The organism is Ruegeria meonggei (assembly GCF_900172215.1).
Taxonomy (GTDB): domain Bacteria; phylum Pseudomonadota; class Alphaproteobacteria; order Rhodobacterales; family Rhodobacteraceae; genus Ruegeria; species Ruegeria meonggei.
Window position 1 is genome coordinate 14,675 of the sequence record NZ_FWFP01000015.1, and the last position, 17,755, is coordinate 32,429.

The window sequence follows — 17,755 nt, forward strand, 5'->3', positions numbered from 1 at the left end:
TGCGCGAATTACGATTTTATTGCAATAATCAATGGTTTCCGGAATTTTCCTTATGTGGACAATTCGCAACATGCGAACAGACAGGGGCCGTGCGATCCGCACGGCCCCTGTCATGTAACGCACTGATTTGTCGTTAATTTGTGCAGGCTGTTTTTATTCCTGTGTCGACGATTTCGCCGCCCTTGCGTGCTTTCACTGTGCACACCTGTTCCTTTGCCTTGACCGGAACAGGAACTGCTTCCTTGATCCCTAACAGTTTTCGCTGGTCTACTTCGACCGCGCTGGCGACAGTGTCATCCTGTACGCCCACCAAAGCCAACGATAGGCGACCGGTGTTTTGCGCCTGCGCGAGCGCCGCAATCTGTTCAGGTGATGCAGCGACTGTGACCGTTCGTGCGATCGTAGCACCAGCCAAATCACTCCCCGCAGTCTGATCCACCGCGACCAATTCAACATTGGTCTGGATCAGGCGGGTGATCTCACTGTTATTGCCTTCAACGACGCCTCGCAAAGATCCGGTCCAATAAACATCGACGCTATCCCCAGGGCGAAGAAAGCCCGAAACACCTGATGCTACATCGACACTGATTGCAAAGGCGCGCTTACCTTTTTTAATGCGCGAGGTCAGGCCGACGGCTTCACCAGGATTGGTGACTTTTACAGCCATCAAGGCTTCGTCTTTTTCCATGGCCCTCAGGACATATCTGTCACCCTTGGCATTTTCTGGAAACAAAACTGCCATGTCCAGGAATGTGTCTTCGGGAATCGCATCCTCGGGCCAGTTCACTATCCTCACGTCTTCGTTGGTTATGCGCTCACCATATTTCATGGCCCGGGTCGACACGATGACTTCGACGGTTGCAATTGAACTCGCATTCGCCAACGCATCTTGGGCCGCTTGCCGTTCTTTGGCAAGTTGGGCTTGATACTGTGAGATGTAATCGCGGGCCATATAGACGGCACCGCCAGCCAAGGCCACTCCGACAATCAGGACAAGTCCAAATACTGCACGCATTCGCGTCCCCTCTTCTTATACTACTGTGGTTCACTTGCCGTAACGGATACGACTTAGACAGCCCCTTTGGTATGGAGGAATTGTGTCGAAAAGGGGGACAATCTACAATTTTTTTTAAGTCCGTGCCAACGGAGACACCTCAACGGTATTGGCAGGGACTATGGTGTTATACCCAAATTGAGGTCGGCAATGCTCACACCGGACAATGCGTTGCCGGTTTCGGAGTCCACGTGTTGAATCGGGTCGGCGAAGTTCAACATGACAATTATGCCGAAGCCAATGACAAGCGATGTGAGCACTACCCAATCGACAGTTACGGCACCGTCTTCCCTTGATATGAAGTCTTGAAATTTTCTCATCGCGGGTTTCCTGGGAAAAAAAGGAAAAAAAAGGGGGTCGCGTTCTTATGATCGCGGCCCCCTTCAGAAATCTATCAGAGCTTATTAGCCGCCCGTAGTAGAAGTAGTGGAAGAAGAACTGCTGCCGCCGCCAACGGACACGTCAGGCGCAGTTACAGTCACACCCGACAGAGCGGTGTCGACTTTACCGGCCAGGGCGTCAGTACCACTGCCAACCTGAGTGTAGGCAACGGCGGCCAGGCCAACTACGGCTGCGGTCAGAACGACCCAGTCAACTGTTACGGCGCCGTCTTCGTCTTTGCGGAAGTTCTTGATAAATTTGATCATGTTGTGTCCCTCCTAAAGGATCTAAAAGTCTGTTAAACCTCGGCGTCTTCCAGAGCTTCGTCTCTCAGTCCGCTCCCGATCGTCTCGGTATGGCATTATGTTTGACGGGTAGGCGTGGCAGGAATTGGGCCAAACACCATTTTTTTCCGCCACAACTTAACTATTTGGTAGTTTTTCTCGTAATAAGCTGAAATTAAACGATAAAAAGTTGGGCGTGAATGATGTCGCAGTGTGCCGGCGATGCAAAATTGCGCCAAATGAGGCAAAATCGCCCCAATTCGCTGTGTTTTTCTAGCCTTATGACAGGATTCAAGGTTCAAACTGCCGAAAAGATAAAACTAAGAGGCAGGCAATATGAATCTCCGGGACGCAATAACCTGCGCCGGCGTTTTGGCGTTGATGATGACGGGACCTGTATCCGCCGTCGCAAACGAGATTGAACCCAGAGGCGTATATAAGAGAGTGAAGGCGCCAAAACCGGGTGCGCGCCCAAAGGTGACCGTACAAATCTCCCCCGAGGAACATTCCGCAGCTCCGTTTGCGCCCAGCACCGGGGACGAGATCATAGTTCCGGAAATCATCGCACGCACCAAGGTTACGCCTCCAAACCTGCCGCAAGGCACGGCAGCGAACAAGCCGATCGGTTCCTACAAGGCGTTCTGGGAAAGGGTATCGCCTGCACTGGCAGAATCTGGGTCTGGGCGGTTGGATGATGCAATAAATGCGCTTGCGGCGATCAACGTAGCCTCGCCGCGTCTGCAGACCCTTCAGAACATCGCCGAACAGCAGGGGATTGAGATTTTGCGGTCGACCGTAGGCACAAGTGTCTCGCCCGCGCTGGTTTTGGCGGTGATATCTGTCGAGTCGGCAGGACGCTCGGATGCCGTCAGCTCAGCAGGCGCGCAAGGGCTGATGCAATTGATGCCCGCCACGGCCGCGCGATTTGGCGTTCAGGACAGTATGCACCCCGCCCAGAATATCTCAGGCGGGGTGAAATATCTGAACTGGTTGATGGCAGAGTTCGGCAATGACCCGATCCTGGTGCTGGCGGGTTACAATGCGGGTGAAGGATCCGTGCGTAAACACAAGGGCGTGCCGCCGTATTCCGAGACGCGGGATTATGTGCCAAAAGTTCTGGCGGCATTCCAGATTGCCCGAGCTTTGTGTTCCACGCCACCGCAGCTGATATCAGACGGGTGTGTATTCCAAACCCTGAACTGAAAAAGGCCCACCTGATCCGGTGGGCCTGTTCTTTATGTGCGGTTAGTTGACGACTGTCGCTTCGGTCGCGTCGCGAATTTCGTCTTCGGTCACACCTTCGGCGGTCTCGACGATCTTGAGGCCGCCATCGACTACATCCAGAACGCCGAGATTGGTGATGATGCGGTTCACCACTTTCTTGCCGGTCAAGGGCAGGGTGCATTTCGTCAGCAGCTTGGACTTGCCGTGCTTGTTGGTGTGGTCCATCACCACGATGACGCGGCCAACACCGGCCACAAGATCCATCGCGCCGCCCATGCCTTTGACCAGAACACCGGGAATCATCCAGTTGGCCAGATCACCTTCTTCGTCGACCTCCATAGCGCCCAGAACAGCGGCGGCGATTTTGCCACCACGGATCATGGCAAAGGACGTCGCGCTGTCAAAATAGGCGGTGCGGGACAACTCGGTGATCGTCTGCTTGCCTGCATTGATCAGGTCCGGGTCCTCTTCGCCTTCAAACGGGAAGGGGCCCATGCCCAGCATTCCGTTTTCCGATTGCAGAGTGATGTCCTTGTCGCCGACGTAATTCGCCACCAGCGTCGGGATGCCGATGCCGAGGTTCACATACATGCCGTCTTCCAGCTCTTGCGCCGCGCGGGCGGCCATCTGATTGCGGTCCCAGGGCATTATGCGTCCTCCGTCTTGCGAGTCGTGCGCTGTTCGATGCGCTTTTCATGCGTGCCCTGAATGATGCGATTCACATAAATGCCAGGCAGGTGGATAGCGTCCGGATCCAACGAGCCGCGCGGAACGATCTCTTCCACTTCTGCCACACAGATTTTGCCACAGGTGGCGGCAGGCACATTGAAATTACGGGCGGTCTTACGGAACACCAGATTGCCAGTGTCATCGGCTTTCCAGGCTTTGACAATGGCCAGGTCGGCAAACATGCCTTCCTCCATTATATATGTCTCGCCGTTGAAGTCCTTGTGCTCCTTGCCTTCAGCGATGACCGTGCCCACACCTGTTTTGGTGTAAAAGCCCGGGATACCGGCCCCACCGGCCCGCATCCGCTCGGCCAGCGTTCCTTGCGGGTTAAACTCAAGCTCAAGCTCGCCGCTCAGGTACTGACGCATGAATTCCGCGTTTTCGCCGACATAAGAGCTGATCATCTTTTTGACCTGCTTGGTCTGCAGCAGGATGCCGATGCCGAAATCATCCACCCCGGCGTTGTTGGACGCGAATGTTAGGTCCTGTGTGCCGGTTTCCTTGATTGCTTCAAGCAACAATTCCGGAATACCGCACAGGCCAAAGCCTCCGGCTGCGATGAACATGCCGTCATGCAGCAGCCCGTCGAGCGCCTCGGCTGCGTTGGCATAGACTTTCTTCATGAAAAAAACTCTCCCAATGACATGGTGGTGGGCAGGTTGTGCCGCCACGTCACCGGGAAGTCAACGAAACCAAGGGGGTGATGGTATTTCTACTTACTCGCCGCCTTCTTGGTGGCTTTCTTCGCGGCGGGCTTTTTCTTGGGGGCCGCTTTCTTTTTGGAGCCCTTCTTGGCTGCACGCTCGTTGACCAACTCAATAGCCATTTCCTGCGATACGTCCTCGGGTTTGATGTCTTTGGGGATGGTCGCGTTGACCTTTTCCCACTTCACATATGGCCCATAGCGCCCGTCCAGCACCTGCATCGCGCCGCCATCGGGGTGTTCACCCAGTTCTTTCAGCGGTTTGGCCGCCGCTTGGCCGCGCCGACCGGGATTGGCACGCTTTTCGGCCAACAACTCGACCGCCCGGTTCATACCGATCTCGAACACATCGTTGGGGTCCTTGAGATTGGCGTAGACCGGTTTGGCGTCTTCCGGCATCTGATGCATGATGTAGGGGCCGAACCGCCCGAAATTCGAGCTGATCATGCCGCCTTCGGGATGTTCGCCAATCTGGCGGGGCAGGGACAACAGCGTTAGCGCCTTTTCCATATCCAGATCGTCCTTGCTCCAACCCCGTGGCAGTGAGGCGCGGGGGGGCTTCTTATTCTCAGGCGTTGGCTCACCCCGCTGAACATACGGCCCAAATCGGCCGGATTTCAGCCAGATCTCGTCGCCCGCATCCTCACCCAACAGGCGTTCTTCACCCTGCGCGCCTTCTCCGGCGATGGGGCGCGTGTAAGTGCATTCCGGGTAGTTGCCGCAGCCCACGAACCCGCCGGTGCGTGAGGTTTTCAGGTGCAGCTGACCCGCGCCGCATTTCGGGCAGATACGCGGGTCGGACCCGTCTTCGCGTGGCGGATAGAGCTGCGGTGCAAGCGCTTCGTCCAGTTTGTCCAGCACTTCGGATATCCGCAATTCGGATGTCTCGCCAATCGCCGCAGAGAAGTCGTGCCAGAATTTGCCCAGCAGGTCCTTATAGTCACGCTCACCGGCGCTGACATCGTCAAGCTCACCTTCCAGATTTGCGGTGAACTCATAGCCAACGTACTGGCGGAAGAAGTTCAGCAGAAAGATCGTGACGATCCGGCCCTTTTCCTCGGGGATCAGCCTGTTCTTGTCCTTGCGCACATATTCGCGGTCCTGAATCGTGGTCACGATCGAGGCATAGGTCGATGGCCGCCCAATCCCCAATTCCTCCATGCGTTTGACCAGCGTGGCCTCGGTATAGCGTGGTGGCGGCTGGGTGTGGTGCTGCAGCGCAAGAACCGCTTCGTTTTCAGACAGAATGGCTTCTTTCGCGGCCCGATCCGTGCCCTCACTGGTCGCTTTTGCGAACTGATCCCGCAGCGAGGTTTTGGCAAATCGCGCCGGGTCGCCCTGCATGATCTGGGGCAGGCGCTTGTCATCCTCGTCGGCCACATCATCACGGCCTTCTTCATAGACGCGCATGAAACCGTCAAACATCACCACCTGACCGGTGGCGCGCAGGCCGACCTGGCCATCATCACTGCCGATCTCGACCGTCGTACGTTCCAGCCTAGCCGCGGCCATCTGACAGGCGATGGTGCGTTTCCAGATCAGGTCATAGAGCTTGCGCTGATCTTCATCCGTGACTTTCAGAGCTTTGGTGTCCCGCGCCATATCCGTCGGGCGGATACATTCGTGGGCTTCCTGCGCGTTCTTGGCCTTGTTCTTATAGATACGAGGGCTGTCCGGCACGTATTCCGCGCCATAGCGGTCGGCAATCGTCTCGCGGGTTGCGGTCACAGCCTCGGGGGCCATGTCGATACCATCGGTTCGCATATAAGTAATGTATCCGGCCTCATACAGTCGTTGCGCGACCTGCATCGCGTGCCGCGCGCCCATGCCAAACTTGCGGCTGGCTTCTTGTTGCAGGGTCGAGGTCATGAACGGCGCGCTGGGGTTGCGTGCTGCGGGTTTGGCCTCAACCGACGTGACGCTAAGGGCGCGGCTGGTGATTGCCTGTACCGCCAGCTCGGCTTGCGGGGCGTTTGCCAGATCATGTTTGTCCAGCTTTTTGCCGGCCAGCGTGACCAGACGGGCCTCAAATGTCTGGCCCCGAGGGGTTTCAAACAGGGCCCGGACCGACCAGTATTCCACTGGTTTGAACGCCTCGATCTCCATCTCGCGTTCAACGATCAGACGCAGGCAGACCGATTGCACCCGGCCCGCGGATTTGGCGCCCGGCAATTTTCGCCACAGCACCGGAGACAGATTGAACCCCACCAGATAGTCCAGCGCGCGGCGGGCCAGATAGGCCTCAACCAGCGGCATGTCGACCTGACGGGGGTTTTGCATCGCTTCGGTCACGGCGTCTTTGGTAATGGCGTTGAAGGTCACGCGGCTGACCGGCGTGTCCTTTTTGATCGAACGGCGTTTGGTCAGCGCCTCTTGCAGGTGCCAGCTGATCGCCTCGCCCTCGCGATCGGGGTCAGTTGCAAGGATCAGGGCGTTGTCTTCTTTCAGCGCGTCGGCGATGGCTTTGACATGTTTACGGCTGTCGTTGCCGACCTCCCATTTCATGGAAAACGCATCCTCGGTATCGACCGATCCGTCCTTGGGCGGCAGGTCCCGAACATGCCCATAAGACGCCAGAACCGTGTAGTCAGGGCCAAGGTATTTATTGATCGTTTTGGCTTTGGCAGGGGATTCTACAACAACTACAGGCATTTAAGGGAAAACCTCGCTCGACGAATAGGGCGCCTTCTATGACCGTGCAAAATGTGTAGGGCAAGAGCGAATTGTCAATGCGTTCCTTTGAACATGCGAAATTGACGGAGATTTCAGCCTGATATGTCACAAAAGAGCCGCCGCTTTTCCGGTCTGAGTTTTGAGAATTGAGGCTCAAGCCTGTAGTGACAACAATCCGCCGGGCTGACGCTGGATTCGCCCGTCCAATTCCAGATCGACCAGCGCCGGGCCGATTTCCCCGGCCGTGGCCGCGATGTCGCGGATCAGTTGGTCTTCGGCAATCGGGGAGGGTCCCAGCCTTGCTAGGATTTCACTATGTAGAGACGCCTGCGATGGGACAGAGGCCTGCTGGACGTCAGGTTGCGGGTCAGAAATGGGCTCTAGCGTTTCGGGTTGCCGCTGTGGCAACGCTTCGATCACGTCCTCGGCAGATCGCACCAGCGACGCACCATCACGGATCAACATGTTGCACCCCGCGGCGCGGGCATCAAATGGATGACCGGGAACAGCCAGAACTTCTCGGCCTTGGTCCAAGGCGTCCCGCGCCGTAATCAGACTGCCGGATTTGGCGGCAGCCTCAACCACGACAACCGCCTGGGACAGGCCTGAGATAATGCGGTTGCGGCGTGGAAAGTGGCGCGCTTGCGGCGTCACACCCATCGGTTGTTCAGAAACCCGCAGCCCGGATTTTGCGATATCGCCTGCCAGATCGGTGTTTTCCGCCGGATAAACCACGTCTACTCCGCCAGCCATCACTGCAACGGTTCCGGTTTTCAGCGCGGCCATATGAGCCGCGGTATCAATCCCTCGGGCCAGGCCGGACACTATGGTGTATCCTTCCTTACCCAAATCTGCCGCCAGTCCGCGTGCCATTCGCGCACCTAGCGAGGAACAGTTTCGTGCGCCGACCATCCCGATCGACTTGCGCTGTAACAGAGACAGGTCCCCAATCGCCCACAACATCGGTGGAGCATCGGAGAGGTCGTTCAATGCGTCGGGGAAATCAGCGGACCCAAGGCACAAAAGCCGCGCATTTGCGGCTTTTGCGGCCTTGAGTTCCGCCTCAATCACGCCGGGTGGGCACGTTTCATACCCTTCAATTCCGGCAGCGCGTGCCATTTCCGGCAGCGCGGTCAGCGCGTTCTGCGCTGAACCATGTTCCCGCAACAATCGACGAAACGTCGCCGGACCTACCTTGCGAGAGCGCAACAGGCGAAGCCAGGAAAACCTGTCCTCTTCCGTGGTGGGTGGGAGTGTGGGGTGATTGGAAGAAAGCTGCTCTTCGGTCATCCGTTGCTCCGCCTAGTTGCAGAACTGGTTTACGGCCGTCGGGGTTAACAGCTTGTGAATCCCATCAAATTTTCCGGATAATTTTCGTGAGTCACCTTTCTAGTTCACTTAGAGCTTTGAAAAGTATGAATTAAAATCCAGGCCCAATTTAGACTTGGCGCGCTGGAAAGGTCGCGCGCCCTCAACGGGCAAGGCGGGGCGTTAACCCTGCTTCCCAACATGCAGGCCGATTCTCTGTCAGGTGGCCGAGCCGCCGACCGTCAGACCATCCAGCAAAACGGTGGGCTGGCCGACGCCCACCGGCACCCATTGACCATCCTTGCCGCAGGTGCCCATGCCGGGATCCAGCGCCATGTCGTTGCCCAGCCCCCGAATGCGTTTCAGCGCCGAAGGCCCGTCGCCGATCAAAGTGGCCCCTTTGACCGGCGCGCCGATCTTGCCGTTTTCCACCCGATACGCCTCGGTGCACGAAAATACGAACTTGCCGTTGGTGATATCCACCTGACCTCCGCCAAAACCCACGGCCCAGATGCCGTCTTTGATATCAGCCACAAGTGCCGCCGGATCGGCGTTGCCGCTGAGCATGACCGTGTTGGTCATCCGGGGCATGGGTTTGTGAGCATAGCTCTGGCGCCGACCGTTGCCCGTAGGTGCAACACCCATCAGGCGTGCATTCTGGCGGTCCTGCATGTAACCGGTCAGGATACCATCTTCGATCAATACTGTGCGCGAACTGGGTGTGCCTTCATCATCCACAGTAATCGATCCGCGCCGGTCAGCGATGGTGCCATCATCAACCACAGTCACGCCCTTGGACGCAATCTGCTGTCCCATCAGCCCGGCAAAGGCTGAGCTGCCCTTGCGGTTGAAATCACCCTCAAGCCCGTGGCCGATGGCCTCGTGCAGCAAAATACCAGGCCAGCCGGGCCCAAGGGCGACTTCCATAACACCTGCCGGGGCAGGCACAGCATCCAGGTTGACTAGCGCAATCCGCAACGCCTCGCGGGCTTTATCCTGCCAATCGGCCGGGTCAATCAGGCCATCCAGACCTACGCGACCACCGCCTCCGGCCGATCCGCTTTCACGGCGTCCGCTCTGTTCGACAATGACCGAGATGTTCAGCCGCGTCATTGGGCGCACGTCGCGCACCTGAACACCATCGGGTCGCAGGATTTCGATCTCTTGCACTGTGGCAGCGATAGAGGCGCTGACCTGCACAACACGCGGGTCCAGATCGCGGGAAAAAGCGTCGATCTCGCGCAGAGTCTCGATTTTCACCGGAAAGCTGGCGGATTCGATCGGGTCTTCATCCGTATACAGCCGTGTGTTGGTCGCCCGGGGTGCCCGCGCCAGCGTACCGCCGCCATCACCTACGGCCAGACGCGCGGTTTCGGCTGCGCGCTTCAGGGCCGGAATCGAAACATCCGTGGAATGTGCGTATCCGGCGACCTCTTTTTGCACCGCGCGCAGCCCGAATCCCTCGGACGCGTCATAGGATGCTGTGCGCAAACGACCATCATCAAAGACCAGAGACTCGGATTTTCGCCGCTCGACGAACAGTTCTCCATCCTCGGCCCCGGCGGTGGCAGATCGCAAAACCGCAAGCGCTTCGTCCAGTGGGAGAGCGCTTTCAAAGGGGCGAAATGGGTCGTTGGACATCGGATGGGACCTTTCGAGTTTGATCCAGATCAAAAATAGCGTCTGTTTGACGCAAGCATTTTGCTTTATCTACCCGCAGGAATATGGTTTTTAACGCGGCCAAAGACAACGGGTGAGGTGTGACCGATTCACACCTTTTCGCCAGGGACGCAAAGATCAAACGATCAGGACAGAATATGAAGAATGCTTTGATGCTTTCGGGGCTTGCAACGGCCCTCTCCAGCCTACCCGCCATGGCTCAGGAGCTTGAGATTATTGGCAAGCCGGTTGATGGCGGTTTGAACTTCCAGCCTGCTGCCACCAATCTGGCCGCCGGGATACACCGGTTGGACGGTATGATTCTGGTAATCATCACTGCGATCTGTGTGTTTGTTGCGGGCCTGCTGCTCTATTGCATCGTGCGCTACAACTCGCGTGTGAACCCGAAACCTGCCCAGTTCTCGCATTATACCCCGGTCGAAATCGCATGGACGCTTGGGCCGATTCTAATTCTGGTCTTTATCGGTGCTTATTCGCTGCCGGTTCTGTTCAAGCAGCAGGAAATCCCAGAAGGCGATGTGGTGATCAAGGTGGTCGGCAACCAGTGGTACTGGACCTATGAATATGTGGATCACGACTTTGCATTCGACAGCTATCTGCTGGGTCATCCCGCGACATTGGACGAGGGCACGCGCCCGGCAGACGCGGATGTAACCCCGTTTGTTCTGGATGACGCGATGCGCGCCAAGCTGGCTGATTCCGGTTACAGCGATGATGAGTGGCTGCTGGCCACCGACACCGCCGTTGTTGTTCCTATTGGCAAAGTCATCGTCATGCAGGTGACCGCATCCGACGTGATCCATTCCTGGACCATCCCGTCTTTCGGCGTAAAGCAGGATGGTGTGCCGGGTCGATTGGCTGAACTGTGGTTCGAAGCCGACAAAGAAGGCATCTACTTCGGTCAGTGCTCAGAGCTGTGCGGCAAGGATCACGCCTATATGCCAATCACTGTCAAAGTGGTCAGCGAAGAGGCGTATGAGCAATGGCTGCAAGGTGCCCTGGAAGAATATGCTGGTCAGCCCGCAAACTTTCAGATTGCCGCAAACTAAAACGGGTACACGGCCTGTTTGATACATGATTCAGGCTGCGCGAGTTTCGCGCAGCTTTCGCCCCAAAAGGACCAGAAATGAGCGACGCAAGCTTCAATGCCAGCACCGTAGCCGCGCAGCCCCGCGCGGACGAGGCCAGCTTTGGCGATTACTTCGCCCTGCTGAAGCCGCGTGTGATGTCGCTGGTGGTTTTTACCGCTCTGGTTGGTCTGCTGGCGGCACCGGTGTCTGTGCACCCCATTGTTGGTTTCTGTGCCATCCTGTTCATTGCCATCGGCGGCGGTGCCTCGGGTGCGCTGAACATGTGGTGGGATGCGGATATCGACAAGGTGATGAAACGCACCAAAGGCCGCCCGATTCCGTCCGGTAAGGTCGAAGAGGGCGAAGCGCTGGCGTTGGGCCTGGCGCTGTCGGGCCTGTCCGTGATCATGCTGGGTCTGGCGACAAACTGGTTCGCCGGTGCTTTCCTGGCCTTCACGATCTTTTTCTACGTCGTCATCTACACCATGTGGCTGAAACGTCTGACCCCGCAGAACATCGTTATCGGCGGCGCGGCAGGGGCCTTCCCGCCAGTGATCGGCTGGGTTGCTGCGACGGGTTCGATGTCGATCGAGCCGTGGTTGATGTTCGCTCTTACGTTCATGTGGACACCACCGCATTTCTGGGCGCTGGCGTTGTTCATGCGCTCGGATTATGACGATGCTGGCGTGCCTATGCTGACTGTGACCCATGGGCGTCGCGCCACACGCTGGCACATTCTGATCTACACCGCCTTGCTGGCAACGCTGGCCGTAGGCACATCTTTCTCGGGCATCGGCGGTCCAATTTACCTGATGGTAGCTGTGGTGATGAACGCATTGTTCCTGCGCGGCGCTTGGCAGATTTCGCGCCGATCCGAAGATGATGCAGAGGCCGATAATTTTAAGGTCGAGCGCTCTTTCTTCAAGCTGTCGCTTCTCTATCTCTTTCTGCATTTCGGTGCGGTTTTGGTTGAGGCGCTGCTAAAACCCTACGGGCTGGGAGGCTGGTCATGAGTCTGCGCAAAAGCCACGAGCTGCACCAGCGCCGCTTTAGCCGCAACCTTGGGGTTGGCCTAACGCTGGCGGCCTTTATCGTCATAATCTTTGGCCTGACGATCGTTAAGGTCGCTGGCACGGATTTCGGAATGGCGACGCAAGAGGTGCAGAACTGATGCCGCTGTCGGGACCTCAGAAGACAGTTGCTCAGACCGTGGGCGTCGTCGTCCTGATGGGCGGTTTGGCCTGGGCGTCTGTGCCATTTTATGACTGGTTCTGCCGCGTCACCGGATTTGGCGGCACCACCGGTGTGGCCGAAACCGCGCCCGAGGACATTCTGGATCGTACTGTCACAGTTCGGTTTGACGCCTCAAAAGCCAAGGATATGGCTTGGGAATTCAAGCCGGTCGAGCGCGAGATGGAAGTGCGCATCGGCGAAACCGGTTTAGCCTTTTATGAAGCCTATAACCCGACCGATCGTCCGATTGCCGGGCAGGCGTCTTACAATGTGGCGCCCTATTCGGCCGGCGGGTATTTCCAGAAGATCGCCTGTTTCTGCTTTGAAGAACAAGTTTTGGAACCTGGTGAGCGGGTCCAGATGCCCGTGACCTTCTTCGTCGACCCGGAAATGGTCGACGATCTTGAAGCCAAGTATGTGCATACGATCACTCTGTCGTATACATTCTACGAAATTGACCTGCCCGAGGGCTATGCCGCCCTAGAGACGCAGGCTGATACAAACACGAACTAACGCCTGTAGGTGAGGGACGCTGATGGCACACGCAAAAAACCATGATTACCACATTCTGAGCCCATCGATCTGGCCGCTGATCGGCGCGGTCGGTGGCTTTGTAATGCTGTTCGGAGCTGTCCTTTGGATGCATGGGATCACCCCGTGGATGTTCTGGGCTGGCCTGATTGCCGTTCTCTACACCATGTTCGCCTGGTGGTCCGAAGTTGTGGCCGAAAGCCGCGCCGGGGATCACACGCCGGTTGTTCGCATCGGCCTGCGCTATGGGTTCATCCTGTTTGTCATGTCCGAGGTGATGTTTTTCTTTGCCTGGTTCTGGTCGTTCTTCAAACATCGCATGTACCCGATGTATGACTATGCCGGGACCGAGTACATCCAGCCGGATATTCACGCGGTTGACCCGTTCCACCTGCCGCTGATCAACACACTTGTTCTGCTGCTGTCGGGCTGTGCGATCACCTGGGCGCACCACGCGCTGGTTCACGACAATGACCGCAAAGCGCTGATCAACGGTCTGGCCATTGGTATCGTTCTGGGCGTCGCGTTTACCGCGCTTCAGGGCTTTGAATACTACGAGCTGCTAGCCCATGAAGGCTGGAAATTCGGCGACGACCAGTTCTATTCGAACTTCTTCATGGCCACTGGTTTTCACGGCTTCCACGTGATTATCGGCACTATCTTCCTGTCGGTCTGTCTGATCCGCGCCTTGCGCGGCGACTTTACCCCGGAAAAGCACGTCGGGTTTGAGGCCGCAGCCTGGTACTGGCACTTCGTTGACGTTGTCTGGCTGTTCCTGTTCTTCGCCGTCTACATCTGGGGCCAGGCCCCGCTGATGTAACGCCGAACAGGCTGTTAGATTGCAAAAGCCGCCCCCTGGGGCGGCTTTTTCTCTATTCCCAGCGCAACATTGCGCCCGATACAATTGCGCGGTTGCATTTGCGCCTGCGCACCCCTTAACAAGACGCCGGTTCCGGCTTTGAAACATGGTCTCTAAATGCGCCGCATTCTCTTTTTGTTGATCTTCGGCCTCGCGGGTTTGGGCGTGCTGATCTCGCTGGGGGTCTGGCAGGTTCAGCGGATGGCTTGGAAACACGATGTGTTGGCCGCCATCGAAAGCCGGATCACCGCAGACCCCGTTGCCCTGCCGTCGCAGGTTTCCGAGGGCGCCGACAAGTATTTACCGGTTAGGGTTTCGGGTGAAATGCTGCCGGGCGAAGTCCACGTGTTGGTCTCGGTCAAGCAGGTGGGGGCAGGGTATCGTGTCATCCAGCCGTTTCGCACTGGGGATCGGGTTATTTTGGTGGACCGGGGCTTTGTGCCGACCACTGCCAAACAGGCCATGCGTATTACCGGACCGATGGACATAACCGGCAATCTGCACTGGCCGGATGAGATCGACAGCTATACGCCCGATCCAGACATTGACGACAATATCTGGTTTGCCCGGGATGTTCCAAGTCTTGCCGCGGCTCTGCGCACCGACCCGGTTCTGTTGATCGCCAGGTCGCAGACCGATCCCGCCGTAACGCCCTTGCCGGTTGGCACGGTGGGCATCCCGAATGATCACCTGCAATATGCAATCACCTGGTTTGGCCTGGCCTTCGTCTGGGCCGCGATGACTGGATACTTCCTGTGGCGCGGCCGCGCCCGTTCTGAAAGTGACGCGCTATGAAATATATCTCGACCCGTGGGCAGGCGCCCGAACTGACCTTTGAGGAGGCGATGCTGACCGGGCTGGCCCGCGACGGTGGCCTGTACCTGCCCGCCGAGATCCCGGTGATGAGCCAGGATGAAATCGCCGCTTTGGCTGGTCTGCCCTATGAAGAGATCGCCTTTCGCGTGATGTGGCCCTATGTCAGCGGTTCATTTGGGGAAGATGAGTTCAAAGAGATCATCGCCCGCGCCTATCAGGGGTTCGGCCATGATGCCCGCGCACCGTTGAAGCAGTTGAACGAGAACCATTTCCTGCTGGAGCTGTTCCACGGGCCGACACTGGCCTTTAAGGATTTCGCCATGCAGCTGATCGGTCAGCTGTTCCAGGTGGCACTGAAACGGCGCAATGATCGGGTAACCATCGTGGGGGCGACCAGCGGCGATACCGGCTCGGCCGCGATTGAGGCGTTCCGGGGCTTGGACGCTGTGGATGTGTTCATCCTCTATCCGCATGGCCGCGTGTCCGAGGTACAGCGCCGCCAAATGACAACGCCAGCGGACAGCAACGTACATGCGCTGGCGGTAGATGGTGATTTCGACGATTGTCAGGCCGCGCTGAAGGACATGTTCAACGATTTCGATTTCCGCGACGGGGTGAAACTGGCTGGCGTGAACTCGATCAACTTTGCCCGCGTGCTGGCGCAGATCGTCTATTATTTCTCGGCCGCCGTCAGCCTGGGTGCGCCGCATCGCAAGGTCAGCTTTACCGTGCCTACGGGCAATTTCGGAGACATATTTGCGGGCTATCTGGCTAAACGCATGGGCCTGCCGATTGATCGATTAGTAGTGGCGACCAACCAGAACGATATCCTGCATCGGAGCCTGTCCGGAGAGGGGTATTTCAAGGGCGAAACCATCCCGTCGATCAGCCCGTCGATGGATATTCAGGTCAGTTCGAATTTCGAACGTGCGCTGTTTTATGCCTATGGCGAGGATGGCAATGCGGTCGCACAGCTGATGGATGAGCTGAAACAGGGCGGCTTCAACATTAGCCAGGGCGCGATGGAATCCCTGCGCGAAGCCTTCGATTCAGGCCGCGTGTCCGAAGAGGAAACACTGGCGACGATCACATCCACGCTGGCCCACAGCGCCGAGCTGGTCTGCCCGCACACCGCTGTGGGCATCAAGGTCGCAGAAAAGCACCAAAGCCAGGATGTGCCGATGATCACGCTGGCCACCGCGCATCCGGCGAAATTTCCGGCGGCCGTCGAGAAGGCAAGCGACGTGCATCCGCCCCTTCCATCCCGCATGTCTGATCTGTATGAACGTCCGGAACGGGTGACCCGCATCGCCAATGATCTGGGGACCCTTGAGGATCATATCAAAAGGCATATCGCTGAGTGACTGTCAGACAAGACCAACTGAAGAACGGATTTCGGATCGTCAGTGAACATATGCCGGGGCTGCAATCCGCGGCCATCGGCATCTGGGTAACCGCTGGTGCGCGCAATGAGCGGATCGAACAGAACGGTATCGCCCATTTCCTTGAGCATATGGCGTTCAAGGGAACCAAGCGCCGATCTGCGCTGCAAATTGCCGAGGCGATCGAGGATGTGGGCGGGTATATCAACGCCTATACCTCGCGCGAAGTGACGGCCTATTACGCACGCGTTCTCAAAGACGACGTGGCGCTGGCGATGGATGTCATCGGTGATATCGTTCTGAACCCCATCTTTGACCCGCGCGAGATTGAGGTCGAGCGTGGCGTGATCCTGCAGGAAATCGGGCAGGCCTATGACACGCCCGACGATGTGATCTTTGACTGGCTGCAAGAGCAAAGCTATCACGATCAGCCCTTGGGCCGGACCATTCTGGGGCCAACCGAACGGGTCAGCGCCTTCTCGCGCGAGGACCTGTCCGGCTTTGTGGCCGAGCATTATGGGCCCGAACAGATGATCCTGTCTGCGGCCGGTGCCGTGGATCACGATGCGCTGATGAAAACGGCTGAAGAAATGTTTGGTCACTTGCAACCGCGCCAGGGCCTGATCCCTGAAACCGCCCGCTTTACCGGCGGCGAGGCCCGGCAGGAAAAAGACCTTGAGCAAGCTCATTTTGCGCTGGCGCTGGAAAGCCCGGGCTATCGCGATGATGCGATCTATACGGCGCAGATCTATTCCACGGCGCTGGGCGGCGGCATGTCCTCGCGCCTGTTTCAAGAGGTGCGCGAAACGCGTGGGCTTTGTTATACGATCTTCGCTCAGACCGGGGCCTATGCTGATACCGGCACAACCACGATCTATGCGGGAACATCTGCCGATCAGATAGGTGAACTGGCCACGATCACCATTGATGAGATGAAGCGCGCCGCCGAAGACATGAGCGCCGAAGAGGTCGCCCGTGCCCGTGCGCAGATGAAAGCCGGGATGCTGATGGGGCTGGAAAGCCCGTCCAACCGGGCCGAACGTCTGGCGCGACTGGTGCAAATCTGGGGAAATGTGCCCTCGCTAGAGGATACGGTCGCCAAGATCAACGCGGTCAGTACCGAAGACGTGCGCCTCTTTGCAGAAAACATGGCCATACAGGCCCCTGCGGCACTGGCGCTGTACGGTCCGGTCACAGATGCACCAACATTGGCCCAATTGCAGGAGAGGCGTGCGGCGTGATGCTGTTGGGCAGACGCAAGCTGAAACTCGAAACCGAGCGCCTGAGCCTGCGCCCGCCCGTTCACTCTGACTTCAATGACTGGGTGGCGCTGCGGCGTTCGTCCAGGGAGTACCTGACCCCGTGGGAGCCGATCTGGGCAAAGGATCACTTGACCCGTAAATCCTTTACCAACCGGGTCTATTGGGCGCAGCGCTCGGTCGCCAGCGGTACAGCCATTCCGCTGTTTCTGTTCCGTCGGTCTGACAATGTACTGATGGGTGCGATCACCTTGGACAATGTCCGTCGAGGCCCTGCGCAGGCAGGAACCTTGGGCTATTGGACCGGGCAGTCCTTTGCCCGCAACGGCTATATGCGCGAGGCCATCGGTGCCGTGGTGCATCACGCCTTTACCCGTCTGGACCTGAGCCGGATCGAGGCTGCCTGCCTGCCCGAAAACAAACCGTCGCGTGGATTGCTGGAAAGTTCCGGGTTCAAATACGAGGGTGTGGCGCAGTCATACCTGCAGATCAACGGGCGGTGGCGGACACATGTGTTGTACGCGAGTTTGCGGTCGGACCGGCGCGGGAAGACGGACGCTGGATAGGAC

At 57.7% G+C, this 17,755-nt stretch carries 17 protein-coding genes; 10 read left to right on the top strand and 7 right to left on the bottom strand.

Features of this window, described 5'->3' with window-relative positions:
• Positions 1-133: 133 nt before the first annotated feature.
• Together cpaB and RUM8411_RS20120 are read right to left on the bottom strand one after the other, a co-directional pair.
• On the bottom strand, positions 134-1,015 hold the full coding sequence (gene cpaB, locus RUM8411_RS20110) for a Flp pilus assembly protein CpaB (RefSeq protein ID WP_085824518.1): 882 nt from the start codon (positions 1,013-1,015) through the stop codon (positions 134-136).
• 443 nt (positions 1,016-1,458) lie between these two features.
• Positions 1,459-1,701, bottom strand: coding sequence for a Flp family type IVb pilin (locus RUM8411_RS20120; RefSeq protein ID WP_085824520.1), 243 nt, complete (start codon positions 1,699-1,701; stop codon positions 1,459-1,461).
• Positions 1,702-2,100: 399 nt separating this feature from the next.
• Between RUM8411_RS20120 and RUM8411_RS20125 the strand changes: the two genes are divergently transcribed.
• Complete coding sequence (locus RUM8411_RS20125; RefSeq protein WP_234995309.1) at positions 2,101-2,922, top strand: lytic transglycosylase domain-containing protein; 822 nt, start codon at positions 2,101-2,103, stop codon at positions 2,920-2,922.
• Between the two features lie 42 nt (positions 2,923-2,964).
• On the opposite strand, the gene RUM8411_RS20130 is transcribed toward RUM8411_RS20125, so the two are convergent.
• From RUM8411_RS20130 to tldD, 5 genes are all read right to left on the bottom strand, one after another.
• Positions 2,965-3,591 (bottom strand): 3-oxoacid CoA-transferase subunit B, encoded by a 627-nt coding sequence (locus tag RUM8411_RS20130; RefSeq protein ID WP_085824522.1) that lies wholly within the window; start codon positions 3,589-3,591, stop codon positions 2,965-2,967.
• Positions 3,591-4,295 carry a CoA transferase subunit A gene (locus RUM8411_RS20135; RefSeq protein WP_085824523.1) on the bottom strand — a complete coding sequence of 235 codons (705 nt, stop codon included), beginning with the start codon at positions 4,293-4,295 and terminating at the stop codon, positions 3,591-3,593. Before RUM8411_RS20135 ends, RUM8411_RS20130 begins: the two co-directional genes overlap by 1 nt.
• An 89-nt stretch (positions 4,296-4,384) precedes the next feature.
• A complete protein-coding gene (gene topA / locus RUM8411_RS20140) occupies positions 4,385-7,027 on the bottom strand; it encodes a type I DNA topoisomerase (protein ID WP_085824524.1) in 2,643 nt (880 codons plus the stop codon).
• A gap of 174 nt (positions 7,028-7,201) precedes the next feature.
• Positions 7,202-8,338, bottom strand: coding sequence for a DNA-processing protein DprA (dprA, locus tag RUM8411_RS20145; RefSeq protein WP_085824525.1), 1,137 nt, complete (start codon positions 8,336-8,338; stop codon positions 7,202-7,204).
• A gap of 237 nt (positions 8,339-8,575) precedes the next feature.
• Positions 8,576-9,997, bottom strand: coding sequence for a metalloprotease TldD (gene tldD, locus RUM8411_RS20150; RefSeq protein ID WP_085824526.1), 1,422 nt, complete (start codon positions 9,995-9,997; stop codon positions 8,576-8,578).
• Positions 9,998-10,173: 176 nt separating this feature from the next.
• Here tldD and coxB point away from each other — a divergent pair, with 176 nt between their 5' ends.
• From coxB to RUM8411_RS20190, 9 genes are all read left to right on the top strand, one after another.
• Positions 10,174-11,085 carry a cytochrome c oxidase subunit II gene (gene coxB / locus RUM8411_RS20155; RefSeq protein ID WP_085824527.1) on the top strand — a complete coding sequence of 304 codons (912 nt, stop codon included), beginning with the start codon at positions 10,174-10,176 and terminating at the stop codon, positions 11,083-11,085.
• Between the two features lie 77 nt (positions 11,086-11,162).
• Positions 11,163-12,119 carry a heme o synthase gene (gene cyoE, locus RUM8411_RS20160; protein WP_085824528.1) on the top strand — a complete coding sequence of 319 codons (957 nt, stop codon included), beginning with the start codon at positions 11,163-11,165 and terminating at the stop codon, positions 12,117-12,119.
• Positions 12,116-12,277, top strand: coding sequence for a cytochrome c oxidase system small membrane protein (locus tag RUM8411_RS22895; protein ID WP_200818615.1), 162 nt, complete (start codon positions 12,116-12,118; stop codon positions 12,275-12,277). Before cyoE ends, RUM8411_RS22895 begins: the two co-directional genes overlap by 4 nt.
• Positions 12,277-12,852 carry a cytochrome c oxidase assembly protein gene (locus RUM8411_RS20165; protein ID WP_085824529.1) on the top strand — a complete coding sequence of 192 codons (576 nt, stop codon included), beginning with the start codon at positions 12,277-12,279 and terminating at the stop codon, positions 12,850-12,852. Before RUM8411_RS22895 ends, RUM8411_RS20165 begins: the two co-directional genes overlap by 1 nt.
• Positions 12,853-12,874: 22 nt before the next feature.
• Positions 12,875-13,690, top strand: a complete 816-nt coding sequence (locus RUM8411_RS20170) for a cytochrome c oxidase subunit 3 (protein ID WP_085824530.1) — start codon at positions 12,875-12,877, stop codon at positions 13,688-13,690.
• Positions 13,691-13,846: 156 nt separating this feature from the next.
• Positions 13,847-14,524 (top strand): SURF1 family protein, encoded by a 678-nt coding sequence (locus RUM8411_RS20175; protein WP_085824531.1) that lies wholly within the window; start codon positions 13,847-13,849, stop codon positions 14,522-14,524.
• Positions 14,521-15,909 carry a threonine synthase gene (gene thrC, locus RUM8411_RS20180; protein ID WP_085824532.1) on the top strand — a complete coding sequence of 463 codons (1,389 nt, stop codon included), beginning with the start codon at positions 14,521-14,523 and terminating at the stop codon, positions 15,907-15,909. The genes RUM8411_RS20175 and thrC overlap by 4 nt, the downstream gene beginning before the upstream one ends.
• Positions 15,906-17,168, top strand: coding sequence for a M16 family metallopeptidase (locus RUM8411_RS20185; RefSeq protein ID WP_085824533.1), 1,263 nt, complete (start codon positions 15,906-15,908; stop codon positions 17,166-17,168). Before thrC ends, RUM8411_RS20185 begins: the two co-directional genes overlap by 4 nt.
• A complete protein-coding gene (locus tag RUM8411_RS20190; protein WP_085824534.1) occupies positions 17,168-17,752 on the top strand; it encodes a GNAT family N-acetyltransferase in 585 nt (194 codons plus the stop codon). The genes RUM8411_RS20185 and RUM8411_RS20190 overlap by 1 nt, the downstream gene beginning before the upstream one ends.
• The last annotated feature ends 3 nt before the right edge of the window (positions 17,753-17,755 follow it).

Coding starts and splice junctions, on each gene's coding strand:
- cpaB (WP_085824518.1), bottom strand. CDS start 1,015: ATGCGTGCAGTATTTGGACTTGTCCTGATTGTCGGAGTGGCCTTGGCT.
- RUM8411_RS20120 (WP_085824520.1), bottom strand. CDS start 1,701: ATGATCAAATTTATCAAGAACTTCCGCAAAGACGAAGACGGCGCCGTA.
- RUM8411_RS20125 (WP_234995309.1), top strand. CDS start 2,101: ATGATGACGGGACCTGTATCCGCCGTCGCAAACGAGATTGAACCCAGA.
- RUM8411_RS20130 (WP_085824522.1), bottom strand. CDS start 3,591: ATGCCCTGGGACCGCAATCAGATGGCCGCCCGCGCGGCGCAAGAGCTG.
- RUM8411_RS20135 (WP_085824523.1), bottom strand. CDS start 4,295: ATGAAGAAAGTCTATGCCAACGCAGCCGAGGCGCTCGACGGGCTGCTG.
- topA (WP_085824524.1), bottom strand. CDS start 7,027: ATGCCTGTAGTTGTTGTAGAATCCCCTGCCAAAGCCAAAACGATCAAT.
- dprA (WP_085824525.1), bottom strand. CDS start 8,338: ATGACCGAAGAGCAGCTTTCTTCCAATCACCCCACACTCCCACCCACC.
- tldD (WP_085824526.1), bottom strand. CDS start 9,997: ATGTCCAACGACCCATTTCGCCCCTTTGAAAGCGCTCTCCCACTGGAC.
- coxB (WP_085824527.1), top strand. CDS start 10,174: ATGAAGAATGCTTTGATGCTTTCGGGGCTTGCAACGGCCCTCTCCAGC.
- cyoE (WP_085824528.1), top strand. CDS start 11,163: ATGAGCGACGCAAGCTTCAATGCCAGCACCGTAGCCGCGCAGCCCCGC.
- RUM8411_RS22895 (WP_200818615.1), top strand. CDS start 12,116: ATGAGTCTGCGCAAAAGCCACGAGCTGCACCAGCGCCGCTTTAGCCGC.
- RUM8411_RS20165 (WP_085824529.1), top strand. CDS start 12,277: ATGCCGCTGTCGGGACCTCAGAAGACAGTTGCTCAGACCGTGGGCGTC.
- RUM8411_RS20170 (WP_085824530.1), top strand. CDS start 12,875: ATGGCACACGCAAAAAACCATGATTACCACATTCTGAGCCCATCGATC.
- RUM8411_RS20175 (WP_085824531.1), top strand. CDS start 13,847: ATGCGCCGCATTCTCTTTTTGTTGATCTTCGGCCTCGCGGGTTTGGGC.
- thrC (WP_085824532.1), top strand. CDS start 14,521: ATGAAATATATCTCGACCCGTGGGCAGGCGCCCGAACTGACCTTTGAG.
- RUM8411_RS20190 (WP_085824534.1), top strand. CDS start 17,168: ATGCTGTTGGGCAGACGCAAGCTGAAACTCGAAACCGAGCGCCTGAGC.